Genomic DNA, 24,196 nt, shown 5'->3' with positions numbered 1-24,196 from the left:
TCTAATCCAACGCCTTGACTTCCAACATCATATCCCGAATCTGGGCTGCTAGTTCAAAGTCAAGCACTTCGACGGCTTCTTGCATTTGTTTTTCGAGTTTCTTGACAAGTTCTTTGCGCTCTTGTTTGTTGAGGCTATTGATATCGACTTCCTTGTCCTCTTCCTTGGCAACTGCCTTGGTTACAGCAATCAGGTCACGGATTTCTTTCTTGATTGTCTGAGGCACAATACCGTGTTCTTCATTATAGGCCATCTGGATTTTCCGACGGCGAGCAGTTTCATCAATGGCACGTTGCATAGACTGGGTAACAGTGTCCGCATACATGATAACATGCCCTTCGCTGTTACGGGCTGCACGACCAATGGTTTGGATAAGACCACGCTCGTTACGAAGGAAACCTTCCTTGTCAGCATCAAGAATAGCTACGAGACTCACTTCAGGTACGTCAATTCCTTCACGGAGCAGATTGATTCCGACCAAGACATCAAAGACACCCAAGCGCAGGTCACGGATTATCTCCGTCCGTTCCAAGGTCTTGATATCCGAGTGCATGTACTTGACCTTGATACCCATTTCCTTTAAGTAGTCGGTCAAGTCTTCTGCCATCTTCTTAGTCAAAGTGGTGATAAAGGTTCGTTCATTCTTCTCAACACGGGCATTGATTTCACCCAAGAGGTCATCAATCTGTCCCATTGTCGGACGGACTTCCACCTCTGGGTCCAAGAGTCCTGTTGGACGAATAATTTGCTCAATCACTGTCTCAGTCTGTTCGTTTTCATAGTCACCTGGTGTCGCTGAAACATAAACAATCTGATGTACATGACTTTCAAACTCTTCACGACGTAAGGGACGATTGTCCAAAGCTGATGGCAAACGGAAACCATAATTAACAAGCATTTCCTTACGAGAGCGGTCTCCATTGTACATGCCCTTTATTTGTCCCATAGTCATATGACTCTCGTCAATCATAATCAAGAAATCATCTGGGAAGAAATCAAGAAGTGTGTAAGGAGGCTCTCCTTCACTTCGACCATCCATGTGGCGAGAATAGTTCTCAACCCCGTTGGTATAGCCCATCTCACGCAGCATTTCGATATCGTACTCTGTCCGTTGTTTCAAGCGCTGGGCTTCAAGCAATTTGCCTTCCTTTTCAAAGACAGCTAGTTGCTCTTCTAATTCTGCTTGAATCTTGGCAATGGCAACTTCCATATGGTCGTCATTGGTCACAAAGTGAGTAGCTGGGAAAATAGCCAAATGATCCACTTCTCCCAAGACCTGACCCGTCAGCGCTTCAACTTCACGGATACGGTCAATTTCATCTCCAAAAAATTCTACTCGAAAAGCGTGTTCATCACGGGAAGCTGGGAAAATCTCTACCACATCCCCACGCACACGAAATCTTCCCCGTTGGAAATCAATATCATTTCGCTCAAACTGAATATCGACCAAATCATTCAAGAGTTTATCACGAGAAATCTCTAGACCAGGACGGAGACTCACGACACTATCAGCGTATTCCTTGGGCGAACCCAAACCATAGATACAAGAGACTGAAGCTACGACAATAACATCATTGCGCTCCAAAAGGGCTGAAGTCGCTGAGTGTCGGAGCTTGTCAATCTCGTCATTGACAGAGCTGTCCTTTTCAATATAGGTATCACTGGAAGGGACATAGGCCTCAGGTTGGTAATAATCATAGTAAGAAACGAAATACTCAACAGCATTTTCAGGAAAAAATTCCTTAAACTCCCCATAGAGCTGTCCTGCCAGAGTCTTATTGTGGGCGATGACCAGAGTTGGTTTATTGACTTTGGAAATGACCTGACTCATGGTATAGGTCTTCCCTGTTCCAGTCGCCCCCATCAGAATCTGAGCTTTTTCTCCACCATCGATATTATCTATCAACTGCTCGATAGCTTGAGGTTGATCTCCTGATGGTTGATATTTTGATACTAGTTTAAATTGATTATCTGTAATGCGGTTAATCATAAGAATCCTCTCTCCATGTGCTATTCTTATTTTAGCATACTTATAGCATTTTCACGAAGAAAAGGACGGACCGAAGTCACATCCTTTCATTTTCTTTCTTTAATTTATAGCCAAGATAGACAATCAAAAGTAACAAGACTAAACTTGTCATGATAGAACCTTCAATCCCAAAAGAACCACCTGATAGCCAGGCTTGATTGCCTTGTGGTAAAAAGGTCATCAGAGATGTTCCTGATGGTTGACCACTAACTAAAATCCCAAAGAGATTACCCTGTGCGAAATTCCAAGCTCCATGAATACCTGCAACACCCCAAACTGTATCAGTTTTGAGAAGGTAAAGAGCCATGGCAACTCCGAATAAAAAGAGATTTACTAGAGATAGTGGTGTTAGACCAGAATTTCCCACATGAAGCAGGGTAAAGAACAGGCTAGATATAAGAACAGCAAGTTTTAGATTGGTTCTTGAGGCCAATTGAGGAAGGAGCCAAGCACGGGACACCACTTCTTCTGCTGTCCCCTGTAAAATCCAAAATGGGATTGTAAAGACAACAAAGGTAAGCGAATAAGGATTCAAGTGAATAGACTCCAAACGATATTGCCCTAATGCTACTAAACCTAACAAGGTCAGAAGAAAAAGTGCCAGGCCTATGCCAAATCCTTTCAGAAGATTGCTGAGGCAATTCTCTCTATAAAATCCCAAAGTTCGAATAGGTCTTTTCTCAACTTTTCTAGTCCATCTGAACACAGTGTTGAGAATGAAACCAAAGGCCAGTAAATCTAAAATTAAATGAAAGTCACTTGATTTATCCGTCAAGCTCGCATGCAAAGTCTGCAAGTAGCTTGCAAGATTTTGACCAGTCTCTCCAAAATTTCTAGCAAGTCCGATGAGAGCTAACAAACTAATACCATACAGAGTATAAGCCACAAACTCTCCTATGAAGACAAAAGCAAAGGCTAACAAGGGGCTTGTGTAAATGTTTAAACTCATTTTTGAAGCTTGGAAGTCTTTAAATATTCTTTTGTTCTTCATATCCCTGTCCTCTTTTCTTCTATATATACTATTATTATAGCACTTTTTAATAGCAATTCAAGAAAGAAAAGAAAAAACAATGTTACATTTTCTGACACAGAAATATAAAAATTTGCCTTTTTTTACTTTTTCTGATATAATGGGAAAATATTCGGAAAAGGAGACTAAAAATGAAGAAAAAATTTCTAGCATTTTTGCTAATTTTATTCCCAATTTTCTCATTAGGTATTGCGAAAGCAGAGACGATTAAGATTGTTTCTGATACCGCCTATGCGCCTTTTGAGTTTAAAGATTCAGATCAAACTTATAAAGGAATTGATGTTGACATTATCAACAAGGTCGCTGAGATTAAGGGATGGAATATTCAGATGTCCTATCCTGGATTTGACGCAGCGGTGAATGCAGTTCAAGCTGGTCAAGCTGACGCTATCATGGCAGGGATGACAAAGACGAAAGAACGTGAAAAAGTCTTCACCATGTCTGATACTTACTATGATACAAAAGTTGTCATTGCAACTACAAAGGCACACAAGATTAGTAAATATGACCAATTAACTGGCAAAACCGTTGGTGTAAAAAACGGAACTGCTGCTCAACGTTTTCTTGAAACAATCAAAGATAAATACGGCTTTACTATTAAAACATTTGACACTAGTGATTTGATGAACAACAGCTTGAGTGCTGGTGCCATCGATGCCATGATGGATGACAAACCTGTTATCGAGTATGCCATTAACCAAGGGCAAGACCTCCATATTGAAATGGATGGTGAAGCTGTAGGTAGCTTTGCTTTCGGTGTTAAAAAAGGTAGCAAATACGAGCACTTAGTCACTGAATTTAACCAAGCCTTGGCTGAAATGAAAAAAGATGGTAGTCTTGATAAAATCATCAAGAAATGGACTGCTTCATCATCTTCAGCAGTGCCAACTACATCTACTCTAGCAGGATTAAAAGCCATTCCTGTTAAAGCTAAATACATTATTGCCAGCGATTCTTCTTTTGCACCTTTTGTTTTCCAAAATTCAAGCAACCAATTTACTGGTATTGATATGGAATTGATTAAGGCAATCGCTAAAGACCAAGGTTTCGAAATTGAAATCACCAATCCTGGTTTTGATGCCGCTATCAGTGCTGTTCAAGCTGGACAAGCTGATGGTATCATTGCTGGTATGTCTGTCACAGATGCTCGTAAGGCAACTTTTGACTTCTCAGAATCATACTACACAGCCAATACTATCCTTGGTGTCAAAGAATCAAGCACCATTGCTTCTTATGAAGACTTGAAAGGGAAGACAGTTGGTGTTAAAAACGGAACTGCTTCTCAAACCTTCCTAACAGAAAATCAAAGTAAATACGGCTACAAAATTAAAACCTTCGCTGATGGTTCGTCAATGTATGACAGTTTAAATACTGGGGCCATCGATGCCGTTATGGATGATGAGCCTGTTCTCAAATATTCTATCAGCCAAGGTCAAAAATTGAAGACTCCAATCGCTGGAACTCCAATCGGTGAAACAGCCTTTGCCGTTAAAAAAGGAGCAAATCCAGAATTGATTGAAATGTTCAACAACGGACTTGCAAACCTTAAAGCAAACGGGGAATTCCAAAAGATTCTTGATAAATATCTAGCTAGCGAATCTTCATCTGCTTCAACAAGCACTGTTGATGAGACAACTATCTGGGGCTTGCTCCAAAACAACTACAAACAACTCCTTAGTGGTCTTGGTATCACTCTTGCTCTAGCTCTTATCTCATTTGCTATTGCTATTGTTATCGGGATTATCTTCGGTATGTTTAGTGTTAGCCCATACAAATCTCTTCGTGTAATCTCTGAGATTTTCGTTGACGTTATCCGTGGTATTCCATTGATGATTCTTGCAGCCTTCATCTTCTGGGGTATTCCAAACTTCATCGAGTCCATCACAGGCCAACAAAGTCCAATTAACGACTTCGTAGCTGGTACTATTGCCCTCTCACTCAACGCAGCAGCTTATATCGCTGAAATCGTTCGTGGTGGTATTCAGGCCGTTCCAGTTGGCCAAATGGAAGCCAGCCGAAGCTTGGGTATCTCTTATGGAAAAACCATGCGTAAGATTATCTTGCCACAAGCAACTAAATTAATGTTGCCAAACTTTGTTAACCAATTCGTTATCGCTCTTAAAGATACAACTATCGTATCTGCTATCGGTTTGGTTGAACTCTTCCAAACTGGTAAGATTATCATTGCCCGTAACTACCAAAGTTTCAAGATGTATGCAATTCTTGCTATCTTCTATCTTGTAATTATCACACTTTTGACTAGACTAGCGAAACGCTTAGAAAAGAGGATTCGTTAATGGCAAAATTAAAAATTGATGTAAATGATTTACACAAGCACTATGGAAAAAATGAAGTTTTAAAAGGAATTACGACTAAATTCTATGAAGGAGATGTTGTTTGTATCATCGGTCCTTCAGGTTCTGGTAAGTCAACCTTCCTCCGTAGCCTCAATCTTCTAGAAGAAGTTACGAGTGGTCACATCACTGTGAACGGTTATGACTTAACTGAAAAAACAACCAACGTTGACCACGTCCGTGAAAATATCGGAATGGTGTTCCAACACTTCAACCTCTTCCCTCATATGTCTGTATTGGACAATATCACCTTTGCTCCAATTGAGCACAAGTTGATGACTAAGGAAGAAGCTGAAAAATTGGGAATGGAGCTGCTTGACAAGGTTGGTCTAGCAGATAAAGCTAATGCTAACCCAGATAGCCTATCAGGTGGTCAAAAACAACGTGTGGCCATCGCTCGTGGACTAGCAATGAATCCAGACATCATGCTCTTTGATGAACCAACTTCTGCCCTTGACCCTGAGATGGTCGGAGATGTACTGAACGTTATGAAGGAATTGGCTGAACAAGGCATGACCATGATTATCGTAACCCATGAGATGGGATTTGCTCGTCAGGTTGCTAACCGCGTTATCTTTACCGCAGATGGTGAATTCCTAGAAGACGGAACACCTGATCAAATCTTTGACAACCCACAACACCCACGTCTGAAAGAGTTCTTGGACAAGGTCTTAAACGTCTAAACCCAAACTGTAAGGATTTCCTTGCAGTTTTTTTCTATCTCGTATTGGATTTTTTGATTTTTCGGAAAATTATGTTAGAATTAAGTTTATGAAATGAGGTTTCCTCATACCTAGCAAGACTAGGAATAAAAATAGAAATTAGGTAGCTAGATGTCATCTAAGGTTATTGTTACAATTTTCGGTGCGAGTGGAGACCTGGCTAAACGCAAGCTCTACCCTTCCCTTTTTAGACTATATAAATCCGGCAATCTTTCCGAGCACTTTGCAGTCATTGGAACTGCTCGTCGTCCTTGGAGCAAGGAATATTTTGAATCTGTTGTCGTCGAATCCATCCTTGATTTGGCAGATAGTACCGAACAGGCTCAAGAGTTCGCTAGTCACTTCTACTATCAAAGTCATGATGTCAACGATACAGAACACTACATTGCTTTGCGTCAATTGCAGGCTGAACTAAATGACAAGTACCAAGCTGAACACAACAAGCTCTTCTTCTTGTCTATGGCGCCTCAGTTCTTTGGAACCATTGCCAAACACCTCAAGTCTGAAAACATTGTGTATGGTAAAGGTTTTGAACGCTTAATCGTTGAAAAACCATTTGGTACAGATTACGCAACTGCAAGCAAGTTGAATGACGAGCTCCTAGCAACATTTGACGAAGAACAAATTTTCCGTATCGACCATTATCTTGGTAAGGAAATGATCCAAAGTATCTTTGCAGTCCGCTTTGCAAACTTGATTTTTGAAAACGTTTGGAACAAGGACTTTATCGACAATGTTCAAATTACCTTTGCGGAGCGCTTAGGCGTAGAAGAACGCGGTGGCTACTATGATGAGTCTGGTGCTCTCCGCGACATGGTACAAAACCATACACTACAACTTCTTTCTCTCCTTGCCATGGACAAGCCAGCAAGCTTCACAAAAGACGAGATTCGTGCTGAAAAGATTAAGGTCTTTAAAAATCTCTATCATCCAACTGATGAAGAACTTAAAGAACATTTTATCCGTGGTCAATACCGTTCAGGTAAGATTGATGGCATGAAGTATATCTCTTACCGTAGCGAGCCAAATGTGAATCCAGAATCTACAACTGAAACCTTTGCATCTGGTGCCTTCTTTGTAGACAGCGATCGCTTCCGTGGTGTTCCTTTCTTCTTCCGTACTGGTAAACGTCTGACTGAAAAAGGAACTCATGTCAACATCGTCTTTAAACAAATGGATTCTATCTTTGGAGAACCACTTGCTCCAAACATTTTGACCATCTATATCCAACCAACAGAAGGCTTCTCTCTCAGTCTAAATGGGAAGCAGGTAGGAGAAGAATTCAACTTGGCTCCTAACTCACTGGATTACCGTACAGATGCGACCGCAACTGGTGCTTCTCCAGAGCCATACGAGAAATTGATTTATGATGTCCTAAATAACAACTCAACTAACTTTAGCCACTGGGATGAAGTTGGTGCGTCATGGAAATTGATTGACCGTATCGAAGAACTCTGGGCTGAAAATGGTGCCCCACTTCATGACTATAAAGCTGGAAGCATGGGACCTCAAGCCAGCTTTGACTTACTTGAAAAATTCGATGCCAAATGGACTTGGCAACCAGATATCGCCTATCGTCAAGATGGTCGTTTAGAATAAAAAATTTCCTGCAAGTTTGTGCCTTGCAGGATTTTTGCTTCTGATTAGATTAAGCCTTCTAAGAGACCCTTCATAAAGTTTTCTGAGTTAAACTCTCCAATATCATCGATTTTTTCACCAAAACCAATCAATTTTACAGGAATATTGAGTTCTTCACGGATGGCTAAAACAACACCACCTCGAGCAGTTCCATCAATCTTAGTCAAGACAATTCCAGTTAATGGCGTTATTTTTGAAAATTCTTTGGCCTGTACAAGAGCGTTTTGACCTGTTGATGCATCAAGTGCCAAGAAGGTTTCATGCGGAGCTTCTGGCACAACACGTTTGATGATACGACCAATCTTTTCTAGCTCGGCCATAAGGTTATCCTTATTTTGCAGACGACCTGCAGTATCGATCATGAGAATATCGATACCTTCAGATACGGCACGTTCCATGCCATCAAAGACCACACTGGCTGGGTCAGCTTTTTCAGCTCCAGTTACTACTGGAACATCTACACGACGGCCCCATTCTGCTAGCTGGGCTACTGCCCCTGCACGGAAGGTATCTGCCGCAACCAACATGACTTTCTTGCCAGCTTGTTTGTAGCGGTGGGCTAGTTTCCCGATAGAAGTTGTTTTCCCAACACCATTGACCCCGACAAAGAGCATGACTGTCAAGCCATCTTGGAAGTGGATTCTTTCATCGTAGTTGCCATCCTTTTCATAAAGCTCAACCAATTTCTCAATGATGACACGGCGAAGTGCGTCAGGTTTCTTGGCGTTTTCAAGCTTGGCTTCGTAGCGTAGCTCCTCTGTTAAGTTAGAAGCGACCTGGACACCAACATCACTCATAATTAGCAGTTCTTCCAGTTCCTCGAAAAATTCTTCATCAACAGAGCGGAAATTGGCAAAGAAGGCATTCAAACGAGCACCAAATCCTGTACGAGTTTTCTTGAGACTGCGGTCATATTTTTCCTGAACAGTCTCTTCTACTTGAGTCGTTTCTGCTTCAAGAACTTCAGAATTATTTTCTTCTACAGTCTCTAGGAGCTCCGTATTCTCTTCCTCTGTGACTTCTTCTGAGTTTGGAAATTCTTCTATTTCTTCTTGAGAAACTTCTACAGTTGGTTCTGAATCCAGACTTTCTTCAACTGTGTCTTGATTTTCCTCTTCTTGGAGCAGAGCTTCTTCAGAACTTTCAACTTCTGCTTCTTCATGAGGAAGTTCCTCAGCTTCTGTTAAGGCTGGCTCAACATCTTCAGACAAATCAAGATTTTCCAGAGCTTCTTTTACAACTTCTTCGATTTTAGGTTCTTCTTTTTTTCCGAATAGACGGTCAAATAATCCCATATCTTAGTTCTCCTTTAGCACATATTCTTCAATAGCCCAGGCGACAGCCTCTTCATCATTGGTCATTGGAGTCACTACATTTGCAACTGCCTTGACTTCAGGAACAGCATTTTGCATGGCAACACCGAGCCCTGCCCATTCAATCATAGAAAGGTCATTGGCCTCATCTCCACAGGCCATGACTTGGCTTTGGTCGATTCCAAGATGGCTGATTAGTTTTGCCAAACCTGTTGCTTTATGAACATTCTTTGGTGACCACTCTAGCAACATTTCTCGTGATTTAAAGATTTCATATTGGTCAAACAATTCTGGAGAAATCTTCTGAATGGCTGCATCCAAGGGTTCTTGAGCAAAGGCAGTCACGCATTTATTGTAGGTCATTTGACTAGATAGATCTTCAAAGTCCACTGGAACAAAGGTCAATGCTGGATTAAATTTGGCATAAAGACTTTCTTGGTCCGATTGGATTTGATAAACAGTTCCTTCTGAAATGGCATCAAGAGGCAGTGATAATTTCTCTGTTTCCTCATACAAGCGTGCTACATCATCATATGAAAAGACTGTCTTATCAAGGATTTCACCTGTATTTTTCTGAACCAAACCACCATTAAAAGTAATCGTATACTCATCTTCTTGGCCGTCAGTCCCTAGCTCATGGAGAAAGAAATCCATAGCTTTTAAGGGACGACCAGTTGTTAATACGACCTTGATACCACGATCACGTGCAGCTTTCAGGGTTGCCTTGGTTCGATCTGTCAGCCTTTTATCAGTAGTCAGCAAGGTCCCGTCCAAGTCCAATGCAATCAATTTTATATCTGCCATTATAAGCCCTCCATATAAGCTATAACCGACTGGTCCTTATGGTGACCAATCACAGTCTCTGCTAATTCTAAAATTTCTGGTCGTGCATTTTCAGGAGCCACAGGATGTCCCACAACCTGCATCATATGCAAGTCATTTAGATTGTCTCCAAAAGCCATGACCTGATCCATTGTGATAGCAAGTTTTTTAGCTAATTCAACAATAGCCACTCCCTTATCAACATAGTCCAGAACAATATCAATGGATTCAAAGCCAGTTGTCATAGCCTTCACACCAGGAACGTTTTCGTTTACCCAAGCTTCTCCAGCTTCGAGAGTTTCTTCTGTGAAGTTGGTTGTAAATTTGAAAATGTCATCTGTGATATCTTCCAGACTGGCTACTTTTTGGATATTTTCATTATAATGCTGGCTCTCTTTCAAATAGATCTCATCAACCGTATCTAGCACATAAGAGCCTTTTCTCCCCGTCAAGAGCAGTTTATTGATATCTACATAAGGTGACGTTTTCAGCTTTTCAAAAGTTGCTAGATAAAACTCACGAGACATAGTCGCTTCATACAAGTCTTGACCTCGATATTCTACCAAACTGCCATTTTCCGCGATAAAAATAATGTCATCACGAACATCAGCAAATAATTTTTCTAAGGATAGAAATCCTCGACCCGAAGCCACCGCAAAGTAAATCCCTTTTTCCTTGTAGGAAGCCAAGATAGACTTGAGGCGGTCCATATCAAAGCGTCCATTCCCATCTAGGAAGGTTCCATCCATATCCGTTGCTACTAGTTTAATTGTCATCCTTCAATACTTTCCAAATCTTTTAACTTCACCGAAACAATTTTTGAGACACCCGATTCTTGCATGGTCACTCCATAGATGGAATCAGCCGCCGCCATGGTTCCCTTACGGTGGGTTACGACGATAAACTGGCTGTCCTTATCAAAGCGGTTGAGGTAATCCCCGAAACGTTTAACATTGGCTTCATCCAGCGCAGCTTCTACCTCATCCAAAATCACAAATGGAATGGTCTTGACACGGATAATAGAGAAGAGCAGAGCAAGAGCCGATAGAGCTTTTTCACCACCACTCATGAGATTGAGAGACTGTATTTTCTTGCCTGGTGGTTGAACAGAAATCTCAACCCCAGCTGTCAACAAGTCCCCCTCAGTCAAGATTAAATCTGCCTGACCTCCTCCAAACATCTGTTTGAAGGTCACTTTAAAGGACTCACGAATGGCTTCAAAGGTTGATTTAAAGCGTTCCTTGACCTCGTCATTCATCTCTGTAATGGTCTCAAGGAGCAAATTTTTCGCTGACAAAATGTCATCTCGCTGTCTATTTAGGAAGTCCAGACGATTGTGAACTTCTTCGTACTGGTCAATAGCTTCCAAGTTGACAGGACCCAGCGAGCGAATAGCTTTCTCTAAATCCTTAACCTCTTGCTCTGCCAGATTGAGATTTTCCAACTCATGAGACTTTTCTAAAGCTTCAGTATAGCTAATCTGGTACTGGTCTGTTAATTGAGCTTGTAGATGGCGCAAGCGTTCGCTGACCTTTTCTTTCTTGGCTTCAGCACGTGTTTGCTTGCGAATCCACTCCTCATTCTGCTGGCGAGCCTGATCCAAATGACTAGCAATATCATCTAGTTGCCCTTCAATATCATCTAATTCAAACTGCTTGCGAATCAAACCTTGTTGGAGGTTTGTTTTCTGAGTTTTGGCTTCTTCAGCCTGTTGACTGAGCAATTCTGTATCAACCTTCTCCAGATTATCAACCTTTTCTTGAAGAAGGCGCTGGATTTCTTCTTGCTCAAGATCAAGATTACTTAGTTCCTTACCTAAGCGTTCAATATCAGCAACTTCGTAACGTTTTTGCCCTTGCAGTTCTGTCTTAAGCAAGCGAGCTTGCGCTACCTCTTCCTGCAAGTTTTGATAGCGTTCTTGGATGGCGTTTTTGTTAGACTTAATCTCTTCAATCTCAGCTTCCAGATTTTGCTTGTCACTTGCGATTGTAGCAAGGCGTGCTTGGCATTTTTCCTTATCTGCTTGCCAATCTCCTTCAGAAAGACGATCTAATTCCTCTTCTTGGAGTTTCCAAAGAGTTTCTAGCTCTTCAACTTGCTGACTGGTCTGCTGATAAGCGAGGGATAAGCCTTGCTCCTGAATACGTGCCTGCTCTCCTTGAGATTTAATAACTTCTAATCTTTCTGTCAATCTAGCCATCTGGTCTTGCAAGGTCTTCAAACTCGCTTCTTCAGAACGCAGACTTGCTTCTTCTTCAGCAATTTCTTTTTGTAATTGCTCCAGTTCTGGCTTGATGAAAATGCTGTTGTTCTGACGATTAGCTCCACCTGCATAGGAACCACCTGTGCGCAACTCCGTGCCGTCCAAAGTCACCATACGAACCTGGTAACGAACCTGGCGAGCTGCTGCACGCGCATGTTCTACGGTATCAAAAATTGCTGTCGTTGCTAGCAAGTTTTTGAAAATAGCTTCTAGTCTAGTATCGAAAGTAACCAGCTCATCTGCCATGCCCAGAAATCCTAGACTTGCAGCGATAGCATCTTGGTTCTGACTAGAAATCGTACGCGCTTTGATCGTGGTCAACGGAAGGAAGGTCGCACGACCGGCTCTGTTCCGTTTGAGGAAATCAATAGCCTTAGTCGCCGCGTTCTCATCTTCTACGATGATATGCTGACTGCTTGCCCCTAAGGCAATCTCTAGAGCAGTTTGATAATGAACATCAAAGGTCAGGTGCTCACTGACTGCACCAATAATCCCACCAAGGCGGTCTTTTTCTTGGAGAACACTCTTAACACCTGCATAAAAGTTACTATGGTTTCTCAGGATATTTTCCAAACTTTGGGCTCTAGCCTGCTTGTTTTTGAGATTATCCAGACGATCAAAGAGTTGACTTTGTTGAGCTTGATAGGAAGCTTTCTGCTCCTCTTGCTCCTTGGCAATAGCTTGATAGTCGGCCAATAATTTCTGAACATGCTCCTTGGCAGTTTCAAGTTCGTCTTTTTGCTGACTAGCCTTCTCTTTAGCTGTAGCCAATTGTTCTTTGAGTTTTTGTAGTTGATCTGCTTGTTTTTGAGAAAGCTGACGACTATTTTCCAACTCGTTTTCGATACGGGTCAGCTGGTTTGAGACATCTGCTTCTTCTTGTAAAAGAGCTACAAAGCGTTCACGTAAGTGCTCAATCATCTGATCAGGATCATCTGAAAAAGCTAGCAATTCAGCTTCTAAACGATTGAGTTTTTGATTATTTTGGACTAGATTTTCCTCTAACAGAGTTAAAGAGCTTTCTTTATCAGATTTTTCTTGGCTGAGTAAATTTCTCTTATCCTCCAAAGCAGCCAAACGAGATTGTGCTTCCTGTTGATTCAGGGCTACTTGCTCAGATTCTAATTTCGACAGGGCTAATTTTCTCTCTAAATCACTAATTAGACTGGTCAAATCCATCAAACTGCCCTGGTCTTTGGCCATCTCAGCCTGTAAATCTTGACGTTGCTTCTTGAGATTCTGATTTTCTTCTTCTAATTTTTCACGCTTCTGGTAGTAGCTCGTCAAGAGTGCCTGAACCTGTGCCAACTCTTCTTCTGTCGATTCTAATTCAGCCTTATTTTCCTTGATTTGAGCAACCAGCACGTCTAAATAAATAGCCTTGCGTTGACCTTCCAAGTCTAAAAACTTACGGGCATTCTCAGCTTGCTTCTCAAGAGGCTTGATTTGATTATCCAACTCGTAGATAATGTCCTCTAAGCGGTCTAGATTATCCTGAGTTTGTTGTAGTTTACTCTCAGTTTCTTTTCTGCGAGTCTTGTATTTCAAAACTCCTGCAGCTTCTTCGAAAATGGCACGACGTTCCTCAGGCTTGGAGTTGAAAATCTCCTCAACCTTCCCTTGGGAAATAATAGAGAAGGAATCTCGTCCCAAACCTGTATCCAAGAAGAGGTCATGAATATCACGCAGACGGACTTTCTTGCCGTCAATCTTGTATTCGCTATCTCCACTACGATAAATATGGCGTTCCACTCTAATTTCTTGACCTGCGTCCTTGATAAATCCGTCATTATTATCCAAAGTCACAACTACAGAAGCATAATTGAGTGGTTTGCGGCTTTCAGTTCCAGCAAAGATAACGTCTGGCATCTTGCCACCACGGAGACTCTTAACACTGGACTCTCCCAATGCCCATCGCAGGCTTTCTGTGATATTTGACTTTCCAGATCCATTGGGTCCAACAACTGCCGTCACACCTTGGTCAAAGACGACCTTAGTCTTATCAGCAAAAGACTTGAATCCCTGAATTTCGATTTCCTTTAAATACATGAATCCAGCCCTTTCTCAACGGCATTTTTGGCAGCTTCCTGCTCTGCTAATTTCTTAGAACGACCTTGACCTTGACCAATGCTTTTGCCTTCAACCAGAACTTCTACATCAAAAACCTTATCGTGGGCAGGACCCGTTTCCGAAATCACCTGATAACGAATAGCCACATCGCCATTGACCTGAAGTAACTCTTGGAGATGGGTTTTGTAGTCTGTAATCATCTCAAATTCGCCTGCTTCAACCTTAGGAATCATGACTTGATAGATAAATGCCTTAACCTTGGCCACATCCTTGTCCAAAAGAAGGGCACCAAGAAAGGCTTCAAAGGCATCACCAAGAATGGTATCACGATTACGACCACCCGATTTTTCTTCCCCCTTACCCAACTTAATAAACTGGTCAAACTGGCAATCACGCGCAAAACCAGCCAAACTCTCCTCTCGGACAATCATGGCACGGAGTTTAGACAAGTCACCCTCAGGCTTTTTAGGATATTTTTTATACAGATATTCTGAAATCAATAACTGTAGAACAGCGTCTCCTAAAAATTCCAAGCGTTCATTGTGTGAAATTTTTAAGAGGCGGTGCTCATTGGCATAACTCGTATGAGTAAAGGCAGTCTCCAGTAAATTTTTGTCTGCAAATTCGATTGCAAAATGGTTCTTTAGTACAGTTTGTAATTCTTTCATACCAACCTCTTTCTAACTGATAACAGTCCTTTTTATTATATCAAAAAAAGCCCCCTGAGTCACTTTAAAACGGGACTGGAGAGCATTTGGGGCATTCTTTAAAATGAGATTTTCAGCTTTTAGGTTAAACATTGGCCAGAATAAAGAAAAAAGCCCTATTAAAGGCTTTTTTAGGATGTTTACATCCACCCTGAGGGAATCGAACCCCCATCTCAAGAACCGGAATCTTACGTGATATCCATTACACTAAGGGTGGAAACTTGTTTTATTATAACAGAAATTTGCTTTAATAACAAGTTTTTTTCTAGTGAGATAGCCCGTCTTAGTGGGAAGCATCCCCATTCCAGATAGAGTTTTTCACGATAACATAATCAACGTGTTTAAGGTCAGCAACCTGACGTCCACCCGCATACGAAATAGCACTTTGAAGGTCTTGTTCCATCTCAATTAAAGTATCTTGCAAGTGCCCTTTGGCAGGAAGCAAGATGCGTTTGCCTTCCACATTTTTATAAGCACCTTTTTGATATTGTGAGGCTGAACCGTAATATTCTTTGAACTGTTCACCATCGACTTCAATCGTTTTCCCTGGACTTTCGATGTGTCCTGCAAAGAGGGAACCAATCATGACCATGCTGGCACCGAAGCGGATAGACTTGGCAATATCACCATGAGTACGAATTCCACCATCAGCTATAATCGGTTTACGTGCCGCCTTAGCACACCAGCGTAGAGCAGCCAACTGCCAACCACCTGTACCAAAACCAGTCTTAACCTTGGTAATACAAACCTTACCAGGTCCAATTCCGACCTTAGTAGCATCCGCACCAGCATTTTCCAATTCACGCACAGCTTCTGGTGTTCCCACATTTCCAGCAATGACAAAGGTATCTGGCAGTTCTTTCTTGATGTGTTGAATCATAGAAATCACGCTATCCGCATGACCATGGGCAATGTCAATCGTGATGTATTCTGGAGCGTCAGCCTTGAGCTGGCTGACAAAATCATACTCATAATCCTTAACACCGACAGAGATAGAAGCAATGAGCCCTTTCTCATGCATACGCTTAATAAAAGGAATGCGTCCTGCCTCATCAAAACGGTGCATAATGTAGAAATAGCCACCTTTAGCTAGTTGCTCTGCTACATTTTCATCCAAAATCGTCTGCATATTAGCTGGTACAACTGGTAGTTTAAAGATGTGATTTCCTAGAGTAACACTTGTATCCGCTTCTGCACGGCTTTTAATCACACATTTATTCGGAATCAATTGAATATCTTCGTAATCAAAAATTGGAAATTCATTTAACATATCGATGTCTCGTTTCTTTTATAATGACCTACCTATGCTTGCGCATCTCTACGTCTTTTCCGACGTTTCCTTAATTTATTATAAACTAAAGTACAGATTTTGTCAAATAATTTTATAAATTAAAATATAATGTTCGGATTTTTCTTGCGTAAATAGAAAAAAGAGGGGAAATTGTTTTCTCCCCACTCCTTCTCTATCCTAATAATACTCACCCTGACGGTAGTCCCATGAGTTAAAAGTATCTGACAAGTGCATCATGATTTTATCAATGTCAAGCCCTTTACGGATAACGACTGGTGCTGGTGAGATTGAACGGTCTCCTCCTTGTTCTGGGATGAGTTTGCCGTCTTTATCGACCATAGACACCATCACACCTTGCTCGTAGCGAGTTTCAATCGTTTTGTCAGGCTGGATTGATGCCACATAGTCGTCTGCTTCAATGACAAGATCTACTGCTCCTTCGATACGTTCTCCGATACCTTCTACCTTACCACGGTTTCCTTTTCCAGATGGGTTAGCTGATGAGGCATAAACCATCTTGCCTTCTTCCCAAAGTTTGGCAGCCAATTGTTCACCAGCTTTCCCAAACTTGATAACAAAACAGCTCGTTCCACGCACGTCAGTCATCAGCTCTTCACGACCATCGCCGTATGCTTTGAGTTTTTCAAAGGCTTCTGGTTTCCAAGGAAGGATACAACCAAGAAGAATATCTTCATCCCAATGTTTTTGGTAGAAGGCTTCAATTTCTGGGTTAAGTTGTGCTAAAGCACGAAGCTCGTCCATGCTACCGCAGAGAACAACACCTGGTTTGTTACGGTTACGCTCTTTGGCTGCGAACTTGCGTTCAAGACCTGCCTTGTCACTAGTCATGATGATATAACCAACTTTTGTAGGGCAAACGATACATCCGCCCTCACCTTTTAAAATGTCATAGCCTTCTTGTGAAAGTGTTCCGTTCCATTGAATGTGTTTTGTCATAGTTCTATTTCCTTTTCTTTTTTTCTTCTAATCCTGCCAGTAGGCTGGTCGTTGTTTTTCATAAGCAGCAATCAAATCTTCATACTGCAAGGTAATACCGATATCATCCAAACCATTTAAGAGCTTATGTTTCCATTCGCTATCGATTTCGAAAGTGAATTCTCCAACTGGTGAGATGATTTCTTGTTGTTCCAAGTCCACAGTGACCTGGTCACTTGGTTTTAGCTGGGCTAGTTTCTCTCTCACCTCTCGAGGCTGTACAATAGGCAACATGCCATTATTGAGTTCATTATTGTAATGAATATCCCCAAAAGACCCTGCAATTACGACTTTAAAGCCGTAGTCAGCTAATGCCCAAGCTGCGTGCTCCCTCGAAGACCCTGCGCCAAAGTTATCCCCTGAAATGAGAATACTGGCTTTGCGATATTCAGGTCGGTTAAAGACAAAGTCTGGATCCTCAGTATAGAGATCATCCAAATAACGCCAAGCATACATGAGGTACTTACCAAAGCCTTTTTTATCAATTAACTTGAGAAACTGCTTGGGTAGGATTTGGTCGGTGTCGATGTTATCATTCATGAGAGGAACGGTCGTTCCCGTATAAACTGTAAATTTCTCCATATCCTCTCCTTACTGGGCTTCTGGCATTTTTCGAACATCTACGAAACGCCCTGCAATAGCTGCCGCAGCTGCCATAGCTGGACTACAGAGATGAGTCTTAGCGCCAAATCCTTGTCTGTCTTCAAAGTTTCGATTGCTGGTTGAGGCGCAGTGAACACCATCAGGTACCTTGTCAGGATTCATCCCTAGGCACATAGAGCAACCCGGGTCTCTCCACTCAAATCCAGCATCTAGAAAGACCTTGTCCAAGCCCAACTTTTCAGCAGCTCGTTTGACAGGACGAGAGCCTGGAACCACGATAGCCGTTAAGTTTGAAGCAATTTTCTTCCCTTTAACAAATCGAGCAGCCAGTTGCAAGTCACTGAGACGAGCATTGGTACATGAACCGATAAAGATATAGCCTAGTTCAATATCAGCCGGCTTTTGACCTGGCTCTAAGTCCATGTAGTTGTAAGCTCGCTCATCATTCATATCTTTAATTTCTGGGAAACTACTGTCAAAGTCAACCCCCATAGCAGGATTGGTTCCCCAGGTTACCATAGGAGCCAAGTCAGAGACATCCATCTGGATAACCTTATCGTAAATGGAATCATCATCACTGACAAGGGTTTTCCAATCCGCTACAGCCTCTTCAAAGTCCTCTGGAACACATTCCCGTCCCTTGAGATAATCATAGGTGGTTTGGTCCGGATTCATGATTCCCATCTTAGAACCAAACTCGATGGACATATTGCAGATGGTCATTCGCTCTTCCATGCTCAGTGCATCAATAGCTTGTCCACGATATTCCACCACGTAACCAACACCACAAGCAACACCGTACTTGGCAATCAAGGCTAAAATGAAATCCTTGGAATAAACTCCTTTTTGAGGAACTCCAGTGAATTCTACCAACATTTTCTTGGGTTTGACTTGCCAGAGGGTTTGGGTAGCAAAAACATGCTCAACTTCACTGGTCCCAATTCCAAAGGCGATTGCTCCGAAAGCTCCGTGGGTTGCCGTATGGCTGTCCCCACAAACAATGAATTTTCCTGGTTGGGTCCGTCCTGTTTCTGGACCAACCATATGAACGATTCCTTGTTTTTCAGAACCGTGGGCCGCATGCTCAATTCCAAATTCCTCAACATTTTCAGCTAGCTTATCAATTTGTGCTTTAGAAATCACATCTCGAATATCGTAGATATTAACCGTTGGGACATTGTGGTCAAAGGTACCAAATGTCAAGTCTGGTCGTCTCAATCTGCGACCTGCATCTCGTAATCCTTGAAAGGCTTGGGGACTAGTCACCTCGTGGATATAGTGCTGGTCCACATACATGAGTTGGGGTTGCCCCTCTTCTCCTGTGATGACATGGCGGTCCCATAATTTATCAAAAATCGATTTTCCTGCCATCCATTACCTCCAAATATAATATAAGGCTACTAGTGTGGTCACCATCCCAAGAAACCAAACTGTTTTAAAGTACCATTTTCTAGTCTTGTGGTGAAAAGTGATTCCTGCTAACCAGGCCCCAAAACCACCACAAGTAAAGGCTAAAACGAGTAAGATTTTCTCTGGTATGCGCCACGCTCTTCTTCTTGCCTTAGATTTGTCAATGCCATAAATCAAGAAAATCATGACATTCCAAATCAAGAGAGCTAGAGTAATTTTTTCATCTAACTTCATAATCTTGCAATAATAGCTTCTGTAATTTCCTTGGTCGAAGCCTGACCTCCTATGTCTCTCGTTAAAATGCCAGCTGCCAAACTTGCTTCAACAGCATGCTCGATACGCTCCGCATCCTCAAAACGTCCAAAACTATCTCTCAGCATCATGGCAACTGATAAAATCATGGAGATAGGATTTGCAATGCCTTGACCTGCAATATCAGGCGCTGAACCGTGAATAGGTTCATAGAGACTTGGGCCATTTTCAGAATGACTGGCTGATGGCATAACCCCAAGTGTACCAGATAGAACACTTGATTCATCAGATAGAATATCTCCAAAAAGATTCTCTGTCACGATGACATCAAATTTAGCAGGATTGGTAATCATGAGCATGGCAGCTGAGTCTACCAACTGGTGTTCCAAGGTCACATCTGGGAAATCCTGTGCGACTTCCTCAGCTACTATGCGCCAGAGTTTTGATGTTGCCAACACGTTTTGCTTATCAATGCTAGTAACGATTTTTCTTCTACTTCTTGCAATTTCAAAGGCTTTACGAATAATTCGCTCCACTTCCTCATAGCTATAGTCGTTGATATCACGCGCTTTTCGCTCTTCAAGAATATGATCTCCAAAGTAAATCCCGCCTGTCAACTCACGCACTACGACAAAGTCCACACCAGCAATTCGTTCTGGTTTGAGAGGTGACAAATGCTTGAGACTCTCAAAGATTTTGACTGGGCGAATATTGGCATAGAGATTTAGTTCCTTACGGAGAGCCAGCAGGCCTTGTTCAGGTCTCACCGCTGCTCCATCATACTGAGGACTACCGATAGCCGCTAGGAGAATGGCATCTGCTTCTCTACTTGTCTTGAGTGTTTCATCAGGTAAGGGATGCCCTGCTGCATCTATACCTGCACCTCCAAAAAGTCGCCTTTCAATCTCATAATCAAAGCCTGTTTTTTCAGCTAGAGCCTCCAGAACTTCCAAACCAGCCTCCATGATTTCTGGGCCAATTCCGTCCCCTGCTAAAGCTACTATTTTATTTGTCATAGTATTCTCCTTTACACACTAGGCATGTCACGGTAAGAAACACTTCGTCCCATCTCACCAGCATTCTCTTTTTGAACAAAGGTATTGGCATTGATATAGGCAATAGCAGAAGCTTTCAGTACATCGAAATCCAGACCTGCTGCATTAAAGATGGTTTCTGTATCTCTATTTTCAACAGTGACCAAAACCCGAGCCTGGGCATCGATTCCATCCGTCACAGCGTCAATAGTATAGGACACCAAGCGAACGGATTGATTGAAGAACTTGTCGATAGCGTTGAAGATAGCCTCAACGGAACCTTGGCCTGTCGCATTAAATTCGACTTTTTCACCATCCATATTGGCTAGGCTAACGATTGCTTCAATGTCATTATCTGCATGAGTTTGAAGTTGTAAATCATCAAAGTGGAAGCCTTCTGGATTTTCAACCATGGTTCCAGCTACCAAAGCTCGAATATCTGCATCTGTGATTTCTTGCTTTTTATCAGCCAGCCCCTTGAACTTAGCAAAGAGTGGTTTGATGTCCTCTTCTGTATAATCTAGGGCTAGTTCTCTTAGTTTTTCAACAAAGGCATGGCGACCAGACAATTTTCCAAGTGGAAGACTATTACTCTTAACACCGACTAATTCAGGGGTTATGATTTCATAGGTAAGAGGATTTTTAAGGACTCCGTCTTGGTGAATACCAGACTCATGAGAGAAGGCATTGCCTCCAACGACTGCCTTATTTTTAGGAACTGGAATACCAGAGAATCGAGAAACCATTTCAGAAGTATTGATGGTTTCATTTAGGACAATACTGGTTACTGCTTGATAGTAATCTTGGCGAATATTGAGAGCAACTGCAATTTCTTCCAAAGCAGCATTACCAGCTCGCTCACCAATACCGTTGATAGTCCCCTCTACTCGTCCGGCCCCATTCTTAACAGCAGCAAGGCTATTAGCCACTGCCATTCCGAGGTCATCGTGACAGTGAGGCGAATAGATAATCTGACGATCCGTCTTAACATTCTCAATCAAGTATTTGAAGATAGCGCCATATTCCTCTGGAGTGGTAAATCCTACCGTGTCAGGGATATTGATATAAGTCGCCCCAGCATCAACCGCTGTTTGAACAACTTGCAAGAGGAAATCCAACTCTGTTCGAGTCGCATCCTCAGGAGAGAACTCGACAATCTCGAACTTAGAACGGGCATAAGAAACATGCTCCTTAATAGCTTCTAAAATCTCTTCCTTGCTCTTATTGAGTTTATACTTGCGGTGAATCGGACTGGTAGCGATAAAGACGTGAACCTGTGGATACTTGGCATCCTTGAGTGCCTCGTAACAAGCATCAATATCAGACTTGACAGAACGTGCTAACCCAGTCACCGCCGTTTTTTTCAAGACCTTGGCGATCTCCTGAACCGCAGTGAATGAATCAGGACTCGCAGCCGGAAAACCAGCTTCAATGGCTGAAATGCCCCATTTCTCAAGCTGCCTTGCAATGGCAATTTTTTCCTTGATTGAAAAATTAACACCAGGTGTCTGTTCTCCATCCCGAAGGCTAGTATCTAGAAATTCAACTGTTCTCATAAGATTTCCCCTTTTCCAAATGTGGTTTTAAAAAAACATCTCGCTCAGAAGTCCAAGCGAGATGTTGATTCACTCCCGCTTGGTAAGCCAAACAGGACTAATGCATTTTGCACTAGCCCGAGTACCTCAACAACAAAGCAAATTGATTAAACTTAGCTGTTTTCATGTTTGACTTTCTCCTTCGTTTGATATCTTGTTTAGTATTTTAGCATAGGCAAAAGTGCTTGTCAAGAAAAAATCCAATATTTTCTGAAAATTTCATCAGTAGAGAATATTTTGCTAATTGAAAGTTCTTGAAAAATCTTGAAATACTTTATTTTTTAGAGGTTAAGTTCCAACTTATTTCTATCAGTTTCAGTACTTCTTCATCTGATAAAGTATCATCAAGCACCACACTAATCCAGTAGCGTTTGTTCATATGAAAGGCTGGATAAATACCTTTACTTGAAAGCAAATCAGCTACTTGATCATGTTTGAGGTTGACTGCTTCCACTTGTCCTTCTCTGCCCTTTTCCAGCTTCCCCCAAGAAATTTTCATCCAGACGGCATACCACTTTTGATTGCCTTCATGTCTTAACACTGCCGTATCAGGCGATTTCTCCCACAAATACTCCAACTGATTACCATACTTTTCTTGAACTTGAGTCACGATTCTTTTAGTCTGAGGACAGATAAAATCCTGTACCTCAAAACAAGCCTTCCGAATCTGATAAAGAATCTCCAAACAAGCCTCACGAACACTTCCGACAAAACTTCCTCTCATACTTTCCATATGAACGTGAGGATAGAGGTCACCAGTCTCTTGGTCAAAGACTTGAAAGGACACATCATCAGAGGTGATGAATACAGTCATGATGAAGTCACCCTGTAAAATTTGGCAACTATAGGTCCATACTCCCCCATTTTCTAAAAAACCATAGGCATGAGCTTTTTCTTGATTAAACTGATAGGATTTAAATATTTCAAACATAAGCGAAAACTGCTACCCAAAGCTAGCAGTTCCTTTCTATTTTTTAAAAGACAACCTTTGTTCCGTGTAATTGTGTCACACCTAGCTGGTCGATAAAGATTTGACGGTTATCAAGGTCAATCCCCCCACCTGGTAGAATTTCAATTTTACCTTTAGCATGCTCCAAAATTCTGTGATAGTGAGCAAAACGTTTCTCTAGTGAATCTCCAGACACACCAGCACGAGTTAAGATACGAGTGACTCCAGCTTGACTGAGCCAGTCAATTGCTTCCAGTTGATCTTCATCACTCAATTCATCAAAGGCCATGTGGAAGACAATTTCCATTCCTTTTGATGCAGCAATTAACTTCTCCAGATTAGACTTATCCAACTTCTTATCAGCAGTTAAAGCCCCAAATACAACCCCTTGACTTCCAGCCTGCGCAGTCAATCGAATGTCTTCTAACATGATAGCAATTTCTAGGTCATTATAGACAAAGTCGCCACCACGTGGACGAATCATGGTCATGATGGTCGTATCGTAGTTAGCTGCCAATTCTACCGCTGCCTTGGTCACGCCATAGCTGGGTGTTGTTCCTCCCACTGCCAGATTATCACAGAGTTCGATTCGACGAGATCCAGCCTGCATCGCTTTTTCAAGCAAGGTCACATTTTCAGCACAAAATTCGTAAATCATTTGATTCTCCTTGAAGATTACTTTAAATTCATTATATCATATTATTGTGAATATGCTTTCATTTATATCAAGGAAAATAGCTACTATTTTTTATTCTTTGTCTGGAATGACCTTGAAGAGATAATAGGTGATAAAAATGGTCAAGGCTCCTAGACCAATTTTGACAGGTAAGAGAGGGGCAAAATAAATTGAAATTCCCATCAAAATGTAGATAGATACGATGATTTTTTTCTTACGTTCACGCGCAATTGACTTAGTCTCACGAAAATCAGCTACATATGCTTGATAGAGCTTGGTATGATAAAGCCAATCTTCGAAACGCTTGGAACTTCTAGAGAAACAAGCAATAGACAACAAAAGAAAGGGAGTTGTAGGCAACAAGGGCAAGACAACCCCAATAATAGCCAAGGCTAGTGATAAAAAACCAATGATCAAATAGATAAAACGCATAACTTCTCCT

The 24,196-nt window shown here is 41.8% G+C and carries 20 protein-coding genes and 1 tRNA gene; 3 read left to right on the top strand and 18 right to left on the bottom strand.

Features of this window, described 5'->3' with window-relative positions; translation table 11 throughout:
* Nucleotide 1 precedes the first annotated feature (1 nt).
* Nucleotides 2–1,990 (bottom strand): excinuclease ABC subunit UvrB, encoded by a 1,989-nt coding sequence (uvrB, locus tag ABKJ27_RS03895; RefSeq protein WP_410012088.1) that lies wholly within the window; start codon nucleotides 1,988–1,990, stop codon nucleotides 2–4.
* Between the two features lie 76 nt (nucleotides 1,991–2,066).
* Nucleotides 2,067–3,020, bottom strand: a complete 954-nt coding sequence (locus ABKJ27_RS03890) for a CPBP family intramembrane glutamic endopeptidase (protein ID WP_410012087.1) — start codon at nucleotides 3,018–3,020, stop codon at nucleotides 2,067–2,069.
* 170 nt (nucleotides 3,021–3,190) lie between these two features.
* On the opposite strand from ABKJ27_RS03890, the gene ABKJ27_RS03885 reads away from it, so the two are divergent.
* From ABKJ27_RS03885 to zwf, 3 genes are all read left to right on the top strand, one after another.
* Nucleotides 3,191–5,356: an ABC transporter substrate-binding protein/permease gene (locus ABKJ27_RS03885; RefSeq protein ID WP_410012086.1), complete on the top strand. Its 2,166-nt coding sequence runs from the start codon at nucleotides 3,191–3,193 to the stop codon at nucleotides 5,354–5,356.
* Complete coding sequence (locus tag ABKJ27_RS03880) at nucleotides 5,356–6,096, top strand: amino acid ABC transporter ATP-binding protein (protein WP_001096315.1); 741 nt, start codon at nucleotides 5,356–5,358, stop codon at nucleotides 6,094–6,096. Before ABKJ27_RS03885 ends, ABKJ27_RS03880 begins: the two co-directional genes overlap by 1 nt.
* A 150-nt stretch (nucleotides 6,097–6,246) precedes the next feature.
* Nucleotides 6,247–7,734 (top strand): glucose-6-phosphate dehydrogenase, encoded by a 1,488-nt coding sequence (gene zwf / locus ABKJ27_RS03875; protein WP_410012085.1) that lies wholly within the window; start codon nucleotides 6,247–6,249, stop codon nucleotides 7,732–7,734.
* 44 nt (nucleotides 7,735–7,778) lie between these two features.
* Here zwf and ftsY read toward each other — a convergent pair whose 3' ends face one another.
* From ftsY to ABKJ27_RS03795, 16 genes are all read right to left on the bottom strand, one after another.
* Entirely contained in the window at nucleotides 7,779–9,068 is a 1,290-nt protein-coding gene (gene ftsY, locus ABKJ27_RS03870; RefSeq protein WP_000522340.1) for a signal recognition particle-docking protein FtsY, read from the bottom strand.
* A gap of 3 nt (nucleotides 9,069–9,071) precedes the next feature.
* Nucleotides 9,072–9,890 carry a Cof-type HAD-IIB family hydrolase gene (locus tag ABKJ27_RS03865; protein WP_000763444.1) on the bottom strand — a complete coding sequence of 273 codons (819 nt, stop codon included), beginning with the start codon at nucleotides 9,888–9,890 and terminating at the stop codon, nucleotides 9,072–9,074.
* Nucleotides 9,890–10,684: a Cof-type HAD-IIB family hydrolase gene (locus ABKJ27_RS03860; RefSeq protein WP_410012084.1), complete on the bottom strand. Its 795-nt coding sequence runs from the start codon at nucleotides 10,682–10,684 to the stop codon at nucleotides 9,890–9,892. Before ABKJ27_RS03860 ends, ABKJ27_RS03865 begins: the two co-directional genes overlap by 1 nt.
* Entirely contained in the window at nucleotides 10,681–14,220 is a 3,540-nt protein-coding gene (gene smc / locus ABKJ27_RS03855; protein WP_410012083.1) for a chromosome segregation protein SMC, read from the bottom strand. The genes ABKJ27_RS03860 and smc overlap by 4 nt, the downstream gene beginning before the upstream one ends.
* Complete coding sequence (gene rnc, locus ABKJ27_RS03850; RefSeq protein WP_033677334.1) at nucleotides 14,211–14,909, bottom strand: ribonuclease III; 699 nt, start codon at nucleotides 14,907–14,909, stop codon at nucleotides 14,211–14,213. The genes smc and rnc overlap by 10 nt, the downstream gene beginning before the upstream one ends.
* Nucleotides 14,910–15,093: 184 nt before the next feature.
* A tRNA-Arg gene (locus ABKJ27_RS03845) sits at nucleotides 15,094–15,165 on the bottom strand.
* Nucleotides 15,166–15,231: 66 nt separating this feature from the next.
* Entirely contained in the window at nucleotides 15,232–16,218 is a 987-nt protein-coding gene (locus ABKJ27_RS03840) for a GMP reductase (RefSeq protein WP_410012082.1), read from the bottom strand.
* 198 nt (nucleotides 16,219–16,416) lie between these two features.
* The gene (locus ABKJ27_RS03835; protein ID WP_272155294.1) at nucleotides 16,417–17,196 is read right to left on the bottom strand and encodes an L-threonylcarbamoyladenylate synthase; all 780 of its coding nucleotides are present in this window, start codon (nucleotides 17,194–17,196) and stop codon (nucleotides 16,417–16,419) included.
* A 27-nt stretch (nucleotides 17,197–17,223) separates the two neighbouring features.
* Nucleotides 17,224–17,817 (bottom strand): 3-isopropylmalate dehydratase small subunit, encoded by a 594-nt coding sequence (gene leuD, locus ABKJ27_RS03830; protein WP_410012081.1) that lies wholly within the window; start codon nucleotides 17,815–17,817, stop codon nucleotides 17,224–17,226.
* 9 nt (nucleotides 17,818–17,826) lie between these two features.
* A complete protein-coding gene (gene leuC, locus ABKJ27_RS03825; RefSeq protein ID WP_410012080.1) occupies nucleotides 17,827–19,209 on the bottom strand; it encodes a 3-isopropylmalate dehydratase large subunit in 1,383 nt (460 codons plus the stop codon).
* Nucleotides 19,210–19,212: 3 nt separating this feature from the next.
* Nucleotides 19,213–19,482, bottom strand: coding sequence for a DUF1294 domain-containing protein (locus ABKJ27_RS03820; protein ID WP_410012079.1), 270 nt, complete (start codon nucleotides 19,480–19,482; stop codon nucleotides 19,213–19,215).
* A complete protein-coding gene (gene leuB / locus ABKJ27_RS03815) occupies nucleotides 19,479–20,516 on the bottom strand; it encodes a 3-isopropylmalate dehydrogenase (RefSeq protein ID WP_410012078.1) in 1,038 nt (345 codons plus the stop codon). Before leuB ends, ABKJ27_RS03820 begins: the two co-directional genes overlap by 4 nt.
* 11 nt (nucleotides 20,517–20,527) lie before the next feature.
* Nucleotides 20,528–22,090, bottom strand: coding sequence for a 2-isopropylmalate synthase (locus tag ABKJ27_RS03810; RefSeq protein ID WP_410012077.1), 1,563 nt, complete (start codon nucleotides 22,088–22,090; stop codon nucleotides 20,528–20,530).
* A gap of 313 nt (nucleotides 22,091–22,403) precedes the next feature.
* On the bottom strand, nucleotides 22,404–23,060 hold the full coding sequence (locus ABKJ27_RS03805; RefSeq protein WP_410012076.1) for an MmcQ/YjbR family DNA-binding protein: 657 nt from the start codon (nucleotides 23,058–23,060) through the stop codon (nucleotides 22,404–22,406).
* 43 nt (nucleotides 23,061–23,103) lie between these two features.
* The gene (locus ABKJ27_RS03800) at nucleotides 23,104–23,736 is read right to left on the bottom strand and encodes a copper homeostasis protein CutC (protein ID WP_049533991.1); all 633 of its coding nucleotides are present in this window, start codon (nucleotides 23,734–23,736) and stop codon (nucleotides 23,104–23,106) included.
* A 90-nt stretch (nucleotides 23,737–23,826) separates the two neighbouring features.
* Nucleotides 23,827–24,186, bottom strand: coding sequence for a YbaN family protein (locus ABKJ27_RS03795; RefSeq protein ID WP_020901447.1), 360 nt, complete (start codon nucleotides 24,184–24,186; stop codon nucleotides 23,827–23,829).
* Between the last annotated feature and the right edge of the window lie 10 nt (nucleotides 24,187–24,196).

It is taken from the genome of Streptococcus sp. KHUD_011, assembly GCF_046352925.1.
GTDB lineage: Bacteria > Bacillota > Bacilli > Lactobacillales > Streptococcaceae > Streptococcus.
This window is presented reverse-complemented; position numbering and strand designations above follow the sequence as displayed.

Bases quoted from the DNA above. Each gene is read 5' to 3' on its own strand.
- uvrB (WP_410012088.1), bottom strand. From the start codon at position 1,990: ATGATTAACCGCATTACAGATAATCAATTTAAACTAGTATCAAAATAT.
- ABKJ27_RS03890 (WP_410012087.1), bottom strand. From the start codon at position 3,020: ATGAAGAACAAAAGAATATTTAAAGACTTCCAAGCTTCAAAAATGAGT.
- ABKJ27_RS03885 (WP_410012086.1), top strand. From the start codon at position 3,191: ATGAAGAAAAAATTTCTAGCATTTTTGCTAATTTTATTCCCAATTTTC.
- ABKJ27_RS03880 (WP_001096315.1), top strand. From the start codon at position 5,356: ATGGCAAAATTAAAAATTGATGTAAATGATTTACACAAGCACTATGGA.
- zwf (WP_410012085.1), top strand. From the start codon at position 6,247: ATGTCATCTAAGGTTATTGTTACAATTTTCGGTGCGAGTGGAGACCTG.
- ftsY (WP_000522340.1), bottom strand. From the start codon at position 9,068: ATGGGATTATTTGACCGTCTATTCGGAAAAAAAGAAGAACCTAAAATC.
- ABKJ27_RS03865 (WP_000763444.1), bottom strand. From the start codon at position 9,890: ATGGCAGATATAAAATTGATTGCATTGGACTTGGACGGGACCTTGCTG.
- ABKJ27_RS03860 (WP_410012084.1), bottom strand. From the start codon at position 10,684: ATGACAATTAAACTAGTAGCAACGGATATGGATGGAACCTTCCTAGAT.
- smc (WP_410012083.1), bottom strand. From the start codon at position 14,220: ATGTATTTAAAGGAAATCGAAATTCAGGGATTCAAGTCTTTTGCTGAT.
- rnc (WP_033677334.1), bottom strand. From the start codon at position 14,909: ATGAAAGAATTACAAACTGTACTAAAGAACCATTTTGCAATCGAATTT.
- ABKJ27_RS03840 (WP_410012082.1), bottom strand. From the start codon at position 16,218: ATGTTAAATGAATTTCCAATTTTTGATTACGAAGATATTCAATTGATT.
- ABKJ27_RS03835 (WP_272155294.1), bottom strand. From the start codon at position 17,196: ATGACAAAACACATTCAATGGAACGGAACACTTTCACAAGAAGGCTAT.
- leuD (WP_410012081.1), bottom strand. From the start codon at position 17,817: ATGGAGAAATTTACAGTTTATACGGGAACGACCGTTCCTCTCATGAAT.
- leuC (WP_410012080.1), bottom strand. From the start codon at position 19,209: ATGGCAGGAAAATCGATTTTTGATAAATTATGGGACCGCCATGTCATC.
- ABKJ27_RS03820 (WP_410012079.1), bottom strand. From the start codon at position 19,482: ATGAAGTTAGATGAAAAAATTACTCTAGCTCTCTTGATTTGGAATGTC.
- leuB (WP_410012078.1), bottom strand. From the start codon at position 20,516: ATGACAAATAAAATAGTAGCTTTAGCAGGGGACGGAATTGGCCCAGAA.
- ABKJ27_RS03810 (WP_410012077.1), bottom strand. From the start codon at position 22,090: ATGAGAACAGTTGAATTTCTAGATACTAGCCTTCGGGATGGAGAACAG.
- ABKJ27_RS03805 (WP_410012076.1), bottom strand. From the start codon at position 23,060: ATGTTTGAAATATTTAAATCCTATCAGTTTAATCAAGAAAAAGCTCAT.
- ABKJ27_RS03800 (WP_049533991.1), bottom strand. From the start codon at position 23,736: ATGATTTACGAATTTTGTGCTGAAAATGTGACCTTGCTTGAAAAAGCG.
- ABKJ27_RS03795 (WP_020901447.1), bottom strand. From the start codon at position 24,186: ATGCGTTTTATCTATTTGATCATTGGTTTTTTATCACTAGCCTTGGCT.